The sequence below is a fragment of the Hymenobacter sp. BT730 genome, from assembly GCF_030542105.1.
Taxonomy (GTDB): Bacteria; Bacteroidota; Bacteroidia; order Cytophagales; family Hymenobacteraceae; genus Hymenobacter.
Genome location: NZ_JAUOFB010000003.1, coordinates 384,800 through 398,127, shown reverse-complemented (window position 1 = coordinate 398,127; position 13,328 = coordinate 384,800). Strand labels below are relative to the sequence as shown.

The 13,328-nt window shown below is 55.6% G+C and carries 12 protein-coding genes; 4 read left to right on the top strand and 8 right to left on the bottom strand.

Annotation, left to right across the window (positions count from 1 at the left end):
- The first annotated feature begins 1 nt into the window (after window position 1).
- Window positions 2–202, top strand: coding sequence for a hypothetical protein (locus tag Q4G72_RS11595; RefSeq protein ID WP_303311586.1), 201 nt, complete (start codon window positions 2–4; stop codon window positions 200–202).
- Between the two features lie 88 nt (window positions 203–290).
- On the opposite strand, the gene Q4G72_RS11590 is transcribed toward Q4G72_RS11595, so the two are convergent.
- From Q4G72_RS11590 to Q4G72_RS11575, 4 genes are all read right to left on the bottom strand, one after another.
- Window positions 291–857, bottom strand: coding sequence for a flavodoxin family protein (locus Q4G72_RS11590; protein ID WP_303311585.1), 567 nt, complete (start codon window positions 855–857; stop codon window positions 291–293).
- Window positions 850–1,443, bottom strand: coding sequence for a phosphatase PAP2 family protein (locus Q4G72_RS11585; protein ID WP_303311584.1), 594 nt, complete (start codon window positions 1,441–1,443; stop codon window positions 850–852). Before Q4G72_RS11585 ends, Q4G72_RS11590 begins: the two co-directional genes overlap by 8 nt.
- Window positions 1,440–2,402, bottom strand: coding sequence for an oxygen-dependent coproporphyrinogen oxidase (gene hemF, locus Q4G72_RS11580; RefSeq protein ID WP_303311583.1), 963 nt, complete (start codon window positions 2,400–2,402; stop codon window positions 1,440–1,442). Before hemF ends, Q4G72_RS11585 begins: the two co-directional genes overlap by 4 nt.
- Before the next feature lie 223 nt (window positions 2,403–2,625).
- Window positions 2,626–3,156 (bottom strand): GNAT family N-acetyltransferase, encoded by a 531-nt coding sequence (locus tag Q4G72_RS11575; protein WP_303311582.1) that lies wholly within the window; start codon window positions 3,154–3,156, stop codon window positions 2,626–2,628.
- A gap of 132 nt (window positions 3,157–3,288) precedes the next feature.
- Here Q4G72_RS11575 and Q4G72_RS11570 point away from each other — a divergent pair, with 132 nt between their 5' ends.
- A complete protein-coding gene (locus Q4G72_RS11570; RefSeq protein WP_303311581.1) occupies window positions 3,289–5,406 on the top strand; it encodes an alpha-ketoacid dehydrogenase subunit alpha/beta in 2,118 nt (705 codons plus the stop codon).
- Window positions 5,407–5,479: 73 nt separating this feature from the next.
- Here Q4G72_RS11570 and tamL read toward each other — a convergent pair whose 3' ends face one another.
- Entirely contained in the window at window positions 5,480–8,032 is a 2,553-nt protein-coding gene (gene tamL, locus Q4G72_RS11565) for a translocation and assembly module lipoprotein TamL (protein WP_303311580.1), read from the bottom strand.
- On the opposite strand from tamL, the gene Q4G72_RS11560 reads away from it, so the two are divergent.
- Window positions 8,023–8,769: a TrmH family RNA methyltransferase gene (locus tag Q4G72_RS11560; RefSeq protein WP_303311579.1), complete on the top strand. Its 747-nt coding sequence runs from the start codon at window positions 8,023–8,025 to the stop codon at window positions 8,767–8,769. The two genes, tamL and Q4G72_RS11560, sit on opposite strands and share 10 nt — an antisense overlap.
- A gap of 906 nt (window positions 8,770–9,675) precedes the next feature.
- On the top strand, window positions 9,676–10,509 hold the full coding sequence (locus Q4G72_RS11555) for a hypothetical protein (RefSeq protein ID WP_303311578.1): 834 nt from the start codon (window positions 9,676–9,678) through the stop codon (window positions 10,507–10,509).
- A gap of 80 nt (window positions 10,510–10,589) precedes the next feature.
- Here Q4G72_RS11555 and Q4G72_RS11550 read toward each other — a convergent pair whose 3' ends face one another.
- From Q4G72_RS11550 to Q4G72_RS11540, 3 genes are read right to left on the bottom strand one after another with little or no spacing between them, the layout of a single operon-like run.
- Window positions 10,590–11,771, bottom strand: coding sequence for an outer membrane beta-barrel protein (locus Q4G72_RS11550; RefSeq protein ID WP_303311577.1), 1,182 nt, complete (start codon window positions 11,769–11,771; stop codon window positions 10,590–10,592).
- Between the two features lie 14 nt (window positions 11,772–11,785).
- Window positions 11,786–12,601 carry a hypothetical protein gene (locus Q4G72_RS11545; protein ID WP_303311576.1) on the bottom strand — a complete coding sequence of 272 codons (816 nt, stop codon included), beginning with the start codon at window positions 12,599–12,601 and terminating at the stop codon, window positions 11,786–11,788.
- A complete protein-coding gene (locus Q4G72_RS11540; protein ID WP_303311575.1) occupies window positions 12,582–13,160 on the bottom strand; it encodes an RNA polymerase sigma factor in 579 nt (192 codons plus the stop codon). The genes Q4G72_RS11545 and Q4G72_RS11540 overlap by 20 nt, the downstream gene beginning before the upstream one ends.
- Window positions 13,161–13,328 lie beyond the last annotated feature (168 nt).

The window sequence follows — 13,328 nt, the reverse complement described above, 5'->3', positions numbered from 1 at the left end:
TATGTCGAAACGCGAATTAATTGAGCCGAACGAAGGAGATAAGCGCTACATCCGCCGGGATAAAGACGGCCGAATTGAGCAGTCCGTTGATCTACACAAGTCCCTGTCACAGGATGATCAGCATAACTCCAAAAAGACCAGCAAATCAGGTCAGGGAGATAAAGGAGATGGCCACACCGGTAAACGCAAACCTGCCCAATAAGCCCAGGTAACTTTAAACAGAAAGCCCCACCTATACATAGGTGGGGCTTTCTGTTTTTGGACGCTACCAAAAGGCGGCAGACTTCATATTATTTAACGATTTCAGCCTCCGAGAAAAACTGCCGAGCCTGTTCCAGCGCTAAGGCGTCTTGCTGGATGTCGCCGGGGCGGGAGCCATTGCCAAACAGAAAACCACCCCAGTGCATGCGCATATACTGCGCGCACAGCTTCAGCGTATCTTCCAGAGGCTGCGCGTCGGCCCGGTCTCCGCTGCTGGCCACAACGGCCCAAAAGGTTTTGCCTTGCATCTGCTCCCTGAATGCCACATCGGTGGCACGCATCCAGGCGCTCCAATAATCCAGATACTGCTTGGCGGGCACAGGGAGGGTATACCAATAGAGTGGTGCTACCAACACCAGATCTGTGGCCTGCAACGTGGCCTCCCGTAAAAAGTGGGAATTCCCTTCAGGCGGCGGATAGGCCCCATCATGCCGAAGATCTACAAAATCAGGCAATGGGTAATCAATAAGCTGAAGCCATTGCTGCTCAGTACCGGCTGGTAAATGTTGGGCAGCGGCTTGCGCTAACTGTTCACTGTTGCCCTGCCGCCGGGTGCTAGAGAGCAGGAAGAGGAATTTTGAGGCTGATTCAGGCATTGGAGCGCATATTTTGCAAAGTGGGCGGTACCCGCACGGCTATCCGTTCATAAGTGATGGCGGCCACCCAGGCTAGTACACTGCCCAGCAGAGCACCAGCCACCACGTCGCTCGGATAATGGGCACCCAGATAGATGCGGCTATAGCTCACTAAGGCCGCCCAGATAAACAGAAAAACCTTGGCGATGCGGAAGCGACGGGGTAGAATCAGGGAGAGAAACACGGCCAACGCAAAGGAGTTGGCCGCGTGTGAGGAAATAAACCCGAACTGCCCGCCGCAGCCATGCACCAGGTTCAGTGTCTCGGAAAGCTCAGGGTCGTGGCAGGGGCGTAGGCGCGCGAAGAAGGGCTTGAAGAAGCGGCTGGAAATACTATCGGCCAGGCCAATGCACAGGGCCAGCAGAGGCACAGCCAGCAACACGCGCCGCTGCAGGTAATAAGCCAGGGCTACCACCAGCACGAGATACGCCGGGAACCACACAAAGCGTTCCGAGAAAAAGACCATGAAGGCATCGAGCCATTTCTGATGTCGAGCATTGGCGGCTACAAGCAGCCAGCGGTCCAGGCCTTGAAGCTGATCAATCAAACGGTGGGAGAGGTGGCAAGCCAGTCTACGCCTTTGCGCAACCACTCCTGGGTGGCGGCTTCAGGTGAGCCCAGCTCGGGTTGCAGGTTGTAGTGCCACTCGCACTGAGGTGGCAAACTCATCAGAATACTTTCAGTACGGCCCCCGGTTTCCAGGCCAAACCGGGTGCCTCGGTCAATGGCCAGGTTGAACTCGGCGTAGCGGCCGCGGCGTACCATTTGCCATTTTTTCTCCCGCGCTGTGTAAGGCAGTTCGGCATTGCAGCGCATGAGCTCCGTATAGGCGCGACCATATACTTCGCCTACTTCCCGCACAAAAGCAAACAGGGCATCCCGGTCACCATCCTGTCCCACAGTGAGGCGGTCGAAGAAGATACCACCCACGCCGCGGGTTTCCTGGCGGTGTGTGATGTAGAAGTACTCATCGGCCCACTCTTTAAAGCGGGTATAATAGGTAGGGTTGTGGCGCTGGCACACGCAGGCAATCTGCTCATGAAACCAGCGGGCCTGGGCTTCATCCACGTAAATGGGGGTCAGGTCGAGGCCGCCGCCAAACCAGGATTCACCGTTGCCGGCTTCAAAATAGCGCACGTTCATGTGCGAAATGGGTACCATAGGGCTGCGCGGATGCTGCACTACGGATACTCCCGTGGCAAAATAGCGCGGGTCCGGCATTAGCAGCATCTGAGCCGCCTTGTCGCTCATGGTGCCCGAAACGCCCGAGAAATTGACCCCGCCTTTCTCAATGATATTGCCGTTGGTGAGGATTCGGGAGCGGCCACCGCCACCGCCGTGATGCTCCCAGGCATCCTCCTGAAACTGGGCCAGGCCGTCGGCCTCTTCCAGCTCCTGGCACAGCCAGTCCTGAAACTGACGCATCCAGTTGGCGACGGTGTCCCGGAAGGCCGGAGCGGGGGTGGGAACGGGGAAGGAAGGTGCGGAGGCGAGCAAAGTATCCATAAACAACGAGGGATAAATCCGGGGTAAACCTAGCGGGAAAACCAACGCGCCACCTGACATAAATCAGGACCGCCGCTGTTGTTTCGTATAGCAAAGGTAAGAGTTGCGGCTTTTGAGTGTATGGTTGCCGGGATGGTTCCCAACCGATGCTTCGTCTGTTTAACAAAGGCAGACTCTATTTAGATGCAAATCAAAACATCACCCTTATTTATCCTGCAACTGATTATGGATTATCAATAGCCTTTTCCAGCACCAGCAGTTCCAATGGCTGGCGGGGCAGACCAAAACGTGGGTCTGTGGGGAAAGGTACGGTTTGACCGGTGCGTTGGTAGCCGTGGCGCTCATACCAGGCCAGCAACTCATGCCGTAGCGAAATAACCGTGATGCGCATTACAGGGCAGCCCCGTTTTCGAGCATACTCTTCACCGGCTTGCATCAGCTTTTTGCCGATACCCAGCGCCTGCCGGTCAGGGGCTACAGAAAGCATACCCAAGTACAGCGCATCAGCCTGATGCTGTAAATAGACGCAGCCAACCAATATTCCCTCGGCAGTACGTGCTAAAAGAATAGTGGCATTTTCCGGGGCCATCATCTCACGCAGGTTTTCGGCATCGGTGCGCTGACCACCTAGCAGGTGGGCTTCGGTGGTCCAGCCCTGTTGGGAGACCTCGCCGCGGTAGGCGCTGTTTACCAGTACTGCCAGGGCAGGAATATCCGCTTCGGTGGCCGGAGAAATGTGGAGAGTTTCAGGCATGGCGCAAAGGTAGGAGGGCCAGGAAAGAACCCCAAGCGGCAACCCTTGCTGCTCCGTCGGTTTCTATAAGCCATGGCTGGGCATACTTGGCAACGAAGGCGTAACTTCGCCCGGTCAATCTTCCGCTGCTTCATGTCGACGCAAACTGCCCCCACCCTGGAAACCGACTTTACCGCCGCTACTACCCAGCCCAATCGCCACACCCTGGCCCGCGCATACCGCCTCATGCGCACGGCCGATGAAATGGCCCGCCTCTACGAAGAAAACAAGGCCATAACGGCTAAATACGTGCACGCCACGGCCCGTGGCCACGAAGCTATTCAGCTCGCCACTGCCTTCCACCTCACGCCTCAGGACTACGCCGCGCCCTACTACCGCGACGACGCCATGCTTCTGGGCATGGGCCTGCAGCCCTACGAGCTGATGCTGCAGCTGATGGCCAAGCGCGACGACCCTTTTTCGGGCGGGCGTACCTATTATTGCCACCCCTCATTGCGCCGCGCGGGTTTCCCGGTTATTCCGCATCAAAGCTCGGCTACTGGCATGCAGGCTATTCCAGCTACGGGTATTGCCCACGGCATTAAGTATCTGGAAAGTCAGGGGCTGCTTTCTGCTGATGCGGCAGCCTCAGATTTTCCCGTTTCGCTTTGCTCCATCGGCGACGGGGCCATGACGGAAGGCGAAGTTGCTGAGGCCCTGCAGATGGCCGTGCTGCATCAGCTCCCCATTATTTACCTGGTGCAGGACAACGACTGGGGTATCTCGGCCACCAGCCGCGAAATGCGCGCCATGGATGCCTACGAGTTTGCCGCTGGCTTTAAAGGGCTGCACCGCCTGCAGTTTGATGGGGCCGATTTCCTGGCGAGCTATGCCGGCATGGGAGAAGCTTTCGACTACGTTCGTCAGCGCCAGGGGCCGGTATTGGTACACGCTAAGTGCCCGCTTTTGGGCCACCATACCAGTGGCGTGCGCCGGGAGTGGTACCGCGGCGACAACCTGGCCTCGCATACGCTCAACGACCCACTGCCACGCTTCCACCAGCAAATGCTGGAGCTAGGCTTTGCCGAAGACGAACTGCAAGCGCTAGGCGCCCAGGCGCGCGCCACGGTGGAGGCCGACTACCAGCGTGCTCTGGCCGCGCCCGCGCCCGACCCCGCCACTTTTCAGGACCATGAGTTTGCACCCCCGGCCGTAATGGAGGAAGCCGGGGAGCGTAGCCCCGCCGGTGCTGATAAAGCCCTGATGGTGGACGCCGCGCTACACGCCGTGGATGATATTCTGCGTGAATTTCCCGAAGCACTGTTCTACGGCCAGGACGTAGGCGGTGAGTTAGGCGGGGTGTTCCGCGAGGCCGCCCTGCTAGCTAAAAAGTACGGCGACGCCCGCGTATTTAACACGCCCATTCAGGAGGCCTACATTGTGGGCAGCACCGCCGGCATGAGTGCTGTAGGCGCGAAACCCATTGTGGAAATCCAGTTTGCTGACTACATCTGGCCAGCGCTGAATCAGTTGGTGGAGGAGCTGTCGAAATCCTGCTACCTCTCTAATGGCAAGTTCCCGGTGCAGTCGCTCATCCGCGTGCCTATTGGGGCCTACGGTGGCGGTGGGCCGTATCATTCGGGCTCCATTGAAAGCACTTTGCTGACTATCAGGGGCATCAAAGTGGTGTATCCCAGCAATGCGGCGGATATGAAAGGGCTGATGCGTGCGGCCTTCCTCGACCCCAACCCGGTGGTAATGCTGGAGCATAAAGGTCTTTACTGGAGCAAAGTGCCCGGTACTGAAGACGCCAAAACTACAGAACCGGCCGCTGGGTACGTCATTCCACTGGGCAAAGCCGCCATAGTGCAGGAAGCCGACGCGGAAAAGCTCCGTAATGGCGAAACCTGCGTGGTTGTAACATACGGCATGGGCGTATACTGGGCTAAATCAGCCAGCAGGCAGTTCCCGGGTCAGGTAGAAATCCTGGATTTACGCACGCTCAATCCGCTGGATTTTGAAGCAGTGCAGGCCGCGGTAATCCGCCACGGCAAAGTGCTGGTCCTCACGGAAGAACCACTTATGAACTCTTTCGCAGAGAGTCTGGCGGGCCGTATTCAGCGCCACTGCTTTCAACGCTTGGATGCCCCGGTGTTTACGCTGGGTGCCGCCAACCTGCCGGCTATTGCTCTCAACGTAGACCTGGAGAGGCAGATGCTGCCTAATGCGGATAAAGTAGCTGCTATGCTGAGTGAATTGCTGGAGTACTAACCTCACCTGACTCTACAGCACAAAAAAGGCTGACCCATACCGGGTCAGCCTTTTTTGTGCATTTCATGCGGCATCAGAATGGATAGCCAATGCCTACATTCAGCGTGGGCGTGTTCTGCCAGGGCTTGTTTTTGTTACGCCAGATGGCAAAGCGGTTAATGGCCCATTCGTCACCGTCTACGGCTGTTGGATCATATATTTTGGTGGCAATATCGAGCCGGATAATCAGGAAAGTAAAGTCGAAGCGAAGACCGAAGCCGCTGCTGACAGCCAGTTCCTTGTAAAAGCGGCCGGGGTCAAACTGAGCGCCAGGCCTAGGATCGTTTTTTTGTAACGACCAAACGTTGCCGATATCGGTAAACAATGCGCCATCCAGGTAATCATACAAAGGAAAACGGTACTCGGCGCTGGCTTCCAGTAGCAGCTCACCTGGCTGCTCCACATTTTCATCCTGAATAGGCTTGCCTCGGCTGTCTAACTCTACCACGCCTTCTTTCATCAGCACGGAGGTGTAGGAGCCAGGGCCGAGCCGGCGAGGGCGCCACGCCCTCAAGCTAGTACCCCCACCGCCAAAGAAATACTTATCGTAGGGAATAATGTAGGGGGAGGTAGAAGTGCCATCCTGGGCGGAGAGGCGTGTAGGGGTGAGGGCGTGCGCCAAGCCACCATTTAGGCGCCACACAAAATAGGTTTGGGGCGTAAGCTTGTGGTAACGGCGGAAATCGGCGTTGAAGCGGGCGTAGTCCAGCACCAGTACATCGCCGATGGTAGTTTCCGCTACCGTGCCGGAATTGTCGGTGGAACCTGGGCGCGAATAGAGGCGCCTGCCCAAGCCTCCAATTTCTGCGGTAGCTCGGAAGGAACGTGCGTCGCGGGTCTGGTTGAAGTCGTTGCTGTTATAGTAGGAGGTGGCGTTGGCGCTGGGTATCAGCAGACTACTAAAGCTGCGCAGTAGGGCAGCATTGTTGGGTAGTTTCAGCAGCTCTTGTCGGTATCCCTGATCCAGGCGGCTATTTACCAGGCTGATGTTTTGCACCGTGACAACATACTGCTGAAACACATTGCGCTGCCAGATATAGTCGTAGCTGGCCTCCAGGTTGGTACGCGTATACTCCGGCCGGTCTACAAAGGTGAAGCTGGTAGAGATGCGCGTTTTGGGGTTGTAGCGGGTCAGGAACCGATTGGTGCGCCAGGGTACCAGAAACTGCGGTAAAATCAGGCTGAGGTTGGCACCGAGCTGAGTAGTATAGGCCGTAGAAAATTTGGATCCTTCACTGGGCGCCACCAGGGGGAACTGCCCTTCCAAACCGGCCCGCAGGCCAATTTCCAGGACTTCGGCACCGCCAAATACGTTGCGGGTTTTTAGCCGGAAGTTGCCGAAAGGGCCCGGGCGGTTAGCTACCATAGTTCCCCCCAACTCGGTGGTTTCCTGGAATTTTTTCTGCGGGGACGCATTCACTATCGCATCCAGGCGGTGCAAGCCACTGGCCGAGTCTCCGGCTACTTTCTGGTAGCTCACGGTGTTAAACCTGAACATGTCCAGGTCAGCGAGCTGGCGCTGGGTGGTTTGCGTGTTGTTGAGGCTGTACACCGAGCCCGGCCGTACTTCTACCCGCTGATTGAGTACTTTGGTGCTAAACCGGTGCTTGTACGCCAGGAAGTAGATAGAGTCGCGCACCAGCGTGTCGCGCTTCACGCCAAAACGGATGGTGCTGGCATCGGTCAGGAAGCTAACGTGCCGAATGGTGTAGATCTGATGTAGCTGCCCCGGTCCCGGATTGGCAATGAGCGTGCGCAGGCGCACGGTGCCGGGCGCATAGCTGGTATCGGCCTCCAGAGTAATGTACTGCTGCCGGAAATCGTAATAGCCCGCATTCTTCAGCAGGTTTTCCAGCCGCGCCCTTTCCAGCCCAATAGCTTCCTCGCTGTACTGGTCGCCTTTGTGAATAATGGCGTGTTTTTGATTCTCTAACACCACCTTAGCTACTGTCGAGTCCGGAATGTCATAATCGAGCTGGGTATAGCGGAAAGGCTGATTTTCAGTCACCTGATACGTGACCGTAACGCGCCGGTCTTTCACCGCATCCCGCGCACTTACTGAGCTCCGGAAAAATCCCTGCGACTTCAAAAACGTACTCAGCTGCTCGGTGGTGCGCTCCGTCAGGGTGGAGTCGTACACCACGGGCGGCTCGCCCAGACGCATCAGGGCATTACCTTCGCTGAGGGCCAACTGGTGCCGACGGGTGTGCCGCTCGCGCTTCAGCAGCAGCTTACCCACCGCTACAGAGTCGCGGCCCGCCTTTCGGATAAGGGAGTCGTACTTGGTACGCTCATCCTGCAGCTCCTTCTGGAGCTCGTCGGGCTTATAGAAATACTGCCCTAGCTGGTAGATTGCTAGCTTTGGGATGGGAAACCGATTGTTGGGCTTCTGCTGATACAGGGTTTGCAGGCGGTCCGCATCGGCCTGCTTCACGCCTTCCAGCTTTATCTTATACAGCAGGTTTTGCCCCGGCAGCAGCAGCCGGGTAGGAGAGCAGGCCGGAAGCAAGCTGCCTCCGGTCAGCAGCAGAAAAACAAGTAGAACTCGCCGGCGCGCGGTCAGCACAATAGAAGAATATGATTTCAAAAGCAGTTGCCAAGTACGTGCATTCTTTGCAGCAGAAGAAATATCGACTGCGTAGCGGCGCCTTTCTGGTGGAAGGCGGCAAGAACGTATGCGAGTTGCTAAGTTCAGGACTTCTAACGGAACGACTGTTTGTGACGGCTGATTTCGCCGACAAAAATGCACATTTGCTCCCCCCGAACGTGCCCACCGAGCTGGCGACGGAGGACGAACTGACCAAATTAGGTACGCTGGCTACTAATAACGCCGCGTTGGCCGTAGCCCGAATTCCCGAAGAAACCCCGCTGCAGGCTGCCCCCAACCAACTATTGCTGGCGCTAGACCAGGTCCGTGACCCTGGCAACCTGGGCACCCTTATCCGACTGGCCGACTGGTACGGGCTGGCCGGCGTGGTTTGCTCCGATACCTGCACCGACCCTTGGTCGCCAAAAACCGTGGCCGCCACCATGGGTTCCTTCAGCCGGGTGGCCATCTGGCAGCGCGACCTGCCCGGGTGGCTGGACACGTTGCCGCCTGCTTTTCCCCGCTATGGTGCCCACCTGGAGGGGGATAATGTGCATCGCCTCACGCTCCAGCCCGGCGGCGTACTCATAATGGGCAGCGAGTCGCACGGCCCACGCACTGAGGTGTTGGCGCGCCTGACGCAGCGTTTATATATCCCGGGTGCGGGTGGGGCCGAAAGTTTAAATGTGGCCGTTTCAGCCGCTATTTTGTTGGATAATTTTCACCGAAATTTATAGTATGTATGCTCAACAGCGTAAATAAATAATAGACGAGTATATCATGTTATTGATTTATGGAACTTAACTATAGATGATATTAAATAGCTGAATTTTATTGTTGTGTTTATTATTAATTTGTTTTGATAATAAATTTAAGTAAGGCTTAAAGAAGCTAATATGGGCAATGTTAGCTGATGAAATGGTTGTTTTATTGTTGGGTTAAATAAAAAGGGTAGGATAGTTAAACAGAATATTAATTAAAATAAATATCAATTTTTAATTGATTTTACCGGGAAGTAATATGTATAATTGCATATATTAATTCGTGCCCCTGGCTTACACTATGGAGGTGTGGGCGTCGCCCGGGAATAGGTAAAAAACAAAGGGCCTTTCATGATGCAATTACCTGTTATAAAATGCAATTAGTGACCCATTACCCGCCACTTTAACTTATTGGCCAAATGGCCTCGCCTGCAGAAATTGAGAAGTAATTAGTTAAGTAGCTTCTTTCTGCCCGCAACTACCACCCCCTTCACATTACCTTCTGTTTACTGATTCATCTGTATCAGTACACTTACTGTGCAGCTAGCCACTTTGCCGTGCTGCGCTGTTGTTCGTTGCTGTGCCCAGTCCGGGCCCGGACTGGCATGGCTCGAGGTGCTTGCCTCTCGCGGATTTGCTAGCGCGCAGCAAAACCGTGTCTCAGGCAAGCCGCAATCTGCCAAAGTAGTGCTCTGCGGCCACTGATGAAATGCCAGGTATAGAATGGCCCTGACTTGTAAAAAGTCAGCAGGAGAGGCATGTGCCCTGGGTAGTCTCGCTAATCAAGCTGCCCACTGTTGTAACCAGCTGCTTTGCCGGGCTTCTTTATCGGCCTTCATCGGTAAGCCCCCCATTTTATTATTCACCATTACCTCATCTATTATGAAAACTTTCACAACCTCGTCCGTTTTGAAGAGTTGGGCCAAGCTACTTCCTGCTGGCCTGCTTGCTGCCTCCATGCTGTTCACCAGTTGCGGCAAAGAAGAGGTAGAGCCTCAAGCGTCTCCAGCCGACGTAAAAGCAGTAAGCAACAGCGAAGTCAAACAGGCTTCTACCCCAACCATAAAATGCATTAGCAGCACCGAGACTAGTATTACCATTGAAGTAAAAGCAGGCGCTGGAGGGGCTCCTGGCGGCTTCACGGTGCAATGGAAAAAAGAAGGGGAAGACTGGAGCAAGTGCCTGACTAAGTCCTACGATTACTGTCTGAAGCCCTATGAGTGTAAAATTATCTGCATTGATAAACTGGAATGCGGCAAGTGCTACGTAATTCGTGCTTCCGCCAACAGCTACACGAAGGATGGCTGCTATTACGCTTGCAGTCCCTACAGCTGTGAGATTAAATGCCATACTAAAGAATGCCCTAAAGAAGAATGCAATAAGTGCACCTACACGCAGGGCTACTGGAAGAATCACCCCTCTGCATGGCCTGTTGACCACTTATATATAGGCGGAGAAAGAGTAGAGAAGGCCAAACTGCTTGAAATACTTAAAACTCCAGTACAAGGCAATGGCGTGATTCAGCTCGAGCATCAGCTTATCGCCGCCAAACTCAATTATAAGAAAAACAATTGTGCCCCCGAATACGCAACAGATGCTATTGATGCTGCTGACGCCTTATTGACAGGCAAAGTATATGGCACCCTGCCCACAAGTCAGACAAGCAATTTGAATGAAACGCTTACCAGATACAACGAATCTAACCATTGTGACTAATGGCTTGGTTATCGTAGTCAAGACGCAAAAAGGGCAGCCGTTTGGCTGCCCTTTTTTGTAACTCTTTGCCAAACCGACTTCTAGTTCAGCAGCGAGATGCCGAAGCTGACAGTCTGGGCTTCTGGTCCGCGGTTGGCTTTGAAGGCATCGGTAAGATGGTACTTCACAAACAGGTCTAGTCCACGCACCCCGATCATACCCTGCAAGCCATACTGGAAGTCCTCCAGGTTCATGTTGTCGCGGTCCTTGTCTTTGTGGGAGCGGCCTTCCTGCTCATATTTAAGCTTGGTATGGCTGCTGAGGCGGTAGCCCACAAACCCACCGGCTCCTATTCGGAAGTTGGTTTTGCCTTCATCATTCTTGAAGCGCAGCTCCATCATCAGGGGCAGGTTCAGGCTAGTCACGGCCAGTTTACTTTTCTCCAGGCTGCGCGCCGTATCACGGCTAATGAATGTAGCGCTGGGTTGGCGGGTACGGTCGTTGCGGAAGAACTGGTTGTTATCCAGCATGTAGTTATTGAAAGCTACCTCTGGGCCGGTTATCAGGTGCAGGGGCGAGGATTTAGAGCCCAGCCGCAAATCATAGCGCCAGTTCAGGCTGATATAGCGGGAGCTTAAAGGCTTGAGCTCATAGTCCTGGTCGGCTATAGAGGCACCAGGAGTTGGGCGGTTCACCAATGTGTTGACGCCCAGGTCAATGCCAAAGTCCTGATGTACGCGGCGGTTGGCCCGTTCCAGTTCCCGCGCCCGCTTCTGTACCTGCCGAACCGAATCCTCGGCAGGAGTGGAGCCTACGTGCACCGAAATGTGGTTTCCATCTTCATTCTCGCCGGTTTCTACTACGGTCACGCCAAAGGCTTTGCCCAGTATCACGTCTACTTTTTCAGCCTTGGGCTTACTTTTAGCATTGCCGGGCTCATCGTTGCGTACAGTTATCCGCACCAGTTCTGCCTGGGTGCCGGGGTGGTCTTTAGAAGGCTTGAATTCCAGCGTTACCTGGTCGGTTTTAGAGCTGGCACCGGCTTCCACAGCCTGGTTGATATACATATCCAGCATGCGCATCAGAGAATCCAGCTTGTAAGCCCGGAATTCGCGAAGCTGCTCTTTGTTTTTGACATACAGCGTCATGGTAGCCTGATTCGGCAGCTTTACCATAATGGTGTCATCGGTGGAAGTCGTAATAGGGCCGGAGGCGGCCTGGGCGCGGCCCGGGGCCAGCACTACCAGCAGCAGCAGGGCCAGCAGTGAGAGGAGGCGTTTCATGACAAAGGGGAAAATTAGAGTTGAATGACTTTGGTTAGGGTGTGACCGGCCACACGGGCCTGTACCGTCACGGATTCTGGTAAGCCGGCATCCGCCAGGCTTACCTGGTCGCCCCGGAGGGCATTGCGGGCCTGCCGAATGATAGACCCCAAACGGGGGCGGGAGGCTAGCGCATTGCTGGCCAGGGCTACCGGTGCCTGGGTATGCCGACGCACTTCTACCTCAATAGAACCTTGCGGCGCCGCGGGTTCTGGAGTAGTCGTCGTGCTGGCCAGGGTAGCCGGCACTTTTTCAGGCGAAAGAGTAGGAATAGGCTCGGCTTTCACTGTGCGCTCCGGTTGCGCAGGGCGGGAAGTAGCGGCCGCTACGGCCCGGTTTTCAGTGGCTGCCATACCGGCGGTGTTCCGGCGGGTAGAAGCAGGTTTCGTAGTCCTTTGCCCTTTGGCCGAGGCCTGGGTGGCAGTGGCTACTGCTTTCGAGAGGGTAGATGCAGGGGCCTGAGTGACCGTTGCCTGAGGTGTAGAAATTTCTTTTTCAATGGCCTGATTGCCTGGCTGAGGCTGCGAAATGGCTTGGTCAGCAGGACGCGTAACTACCGTAGCCATATCAACTGATGCGGGAGCCAGTGGCCCGGTGCGTAGCAGCCAGGCACCCCCCGCCAGTAACAGCACAGCTATAACAGCCGCCGTGGCATACAGCCACATAACGGGGCGCTTCTTGCGGGCGGGCTGCAGCTCAGCTTCCAGCTTATCCCACAAAAAAGCGGGGGGCGTGGGCGCGTGGCCCTGCAGCCGGTCCCGGAACAGCTTATCAATATCTTCCGGTTGCATAATATTCTTTCGGTGAAGAGTGAGGAGTCGCTACCGTATTGGCAGCGGCTACGCGGCGTTGCAGCATGGCGCGGGCCTTGCTAAGCTGGGATTTGCTGGTGCCCTCCGAAATACCCAGCAGCTCGCCGATTTCGGGATGAGAGTAGCCCTCCAAGGCATAGAGGTTAAACACGGTACGGTAGCCGGCAGGTAGCTCTGCCAGCAAAGCCAGCAGGTCTTCGGCATTCAAATGGCTTTCGGCCTCGGCAGCCGTGGCCGGCACATCGTGGGTCAGGTCGTCAATGGCCAGGTGCATGGGCTCCTTGCGGCGCAGCTGGCCCAGCGCCTCGTTCACCATAATCCGGCGAATCCAGCCCTCAAAGCTGCCCTCATGGCGGTACTGCTCCAGGGCCCGAAACACCTTCACAAAGCCCATCAGCATTACTTCCTCGGCATCGTCGCGGTGGCGCAGGTACCGAATGCACACGCCCAGCATCATGCCCGCAAACTGCTCATAGAGCTGTTTCTGGGCACGGCTGCTGCCTTGTCGGCAGGCGGCTATGAGTTCGGCCTCGGTCACAACAGAAAAAGTAAAGGTGAAACTATAGCGGTGGCGTTTGGAAGGGTAGATGCAGGCAGGGTTACCCCGGTTGCCTGAAGGAAAAGAAATTTTTATTGCCTCCGGAAAAACCACAGGCCCCACCGCCGGTATTGCCGGGCCGCGGGGCCTGTAAGCAGGTTAGAAACC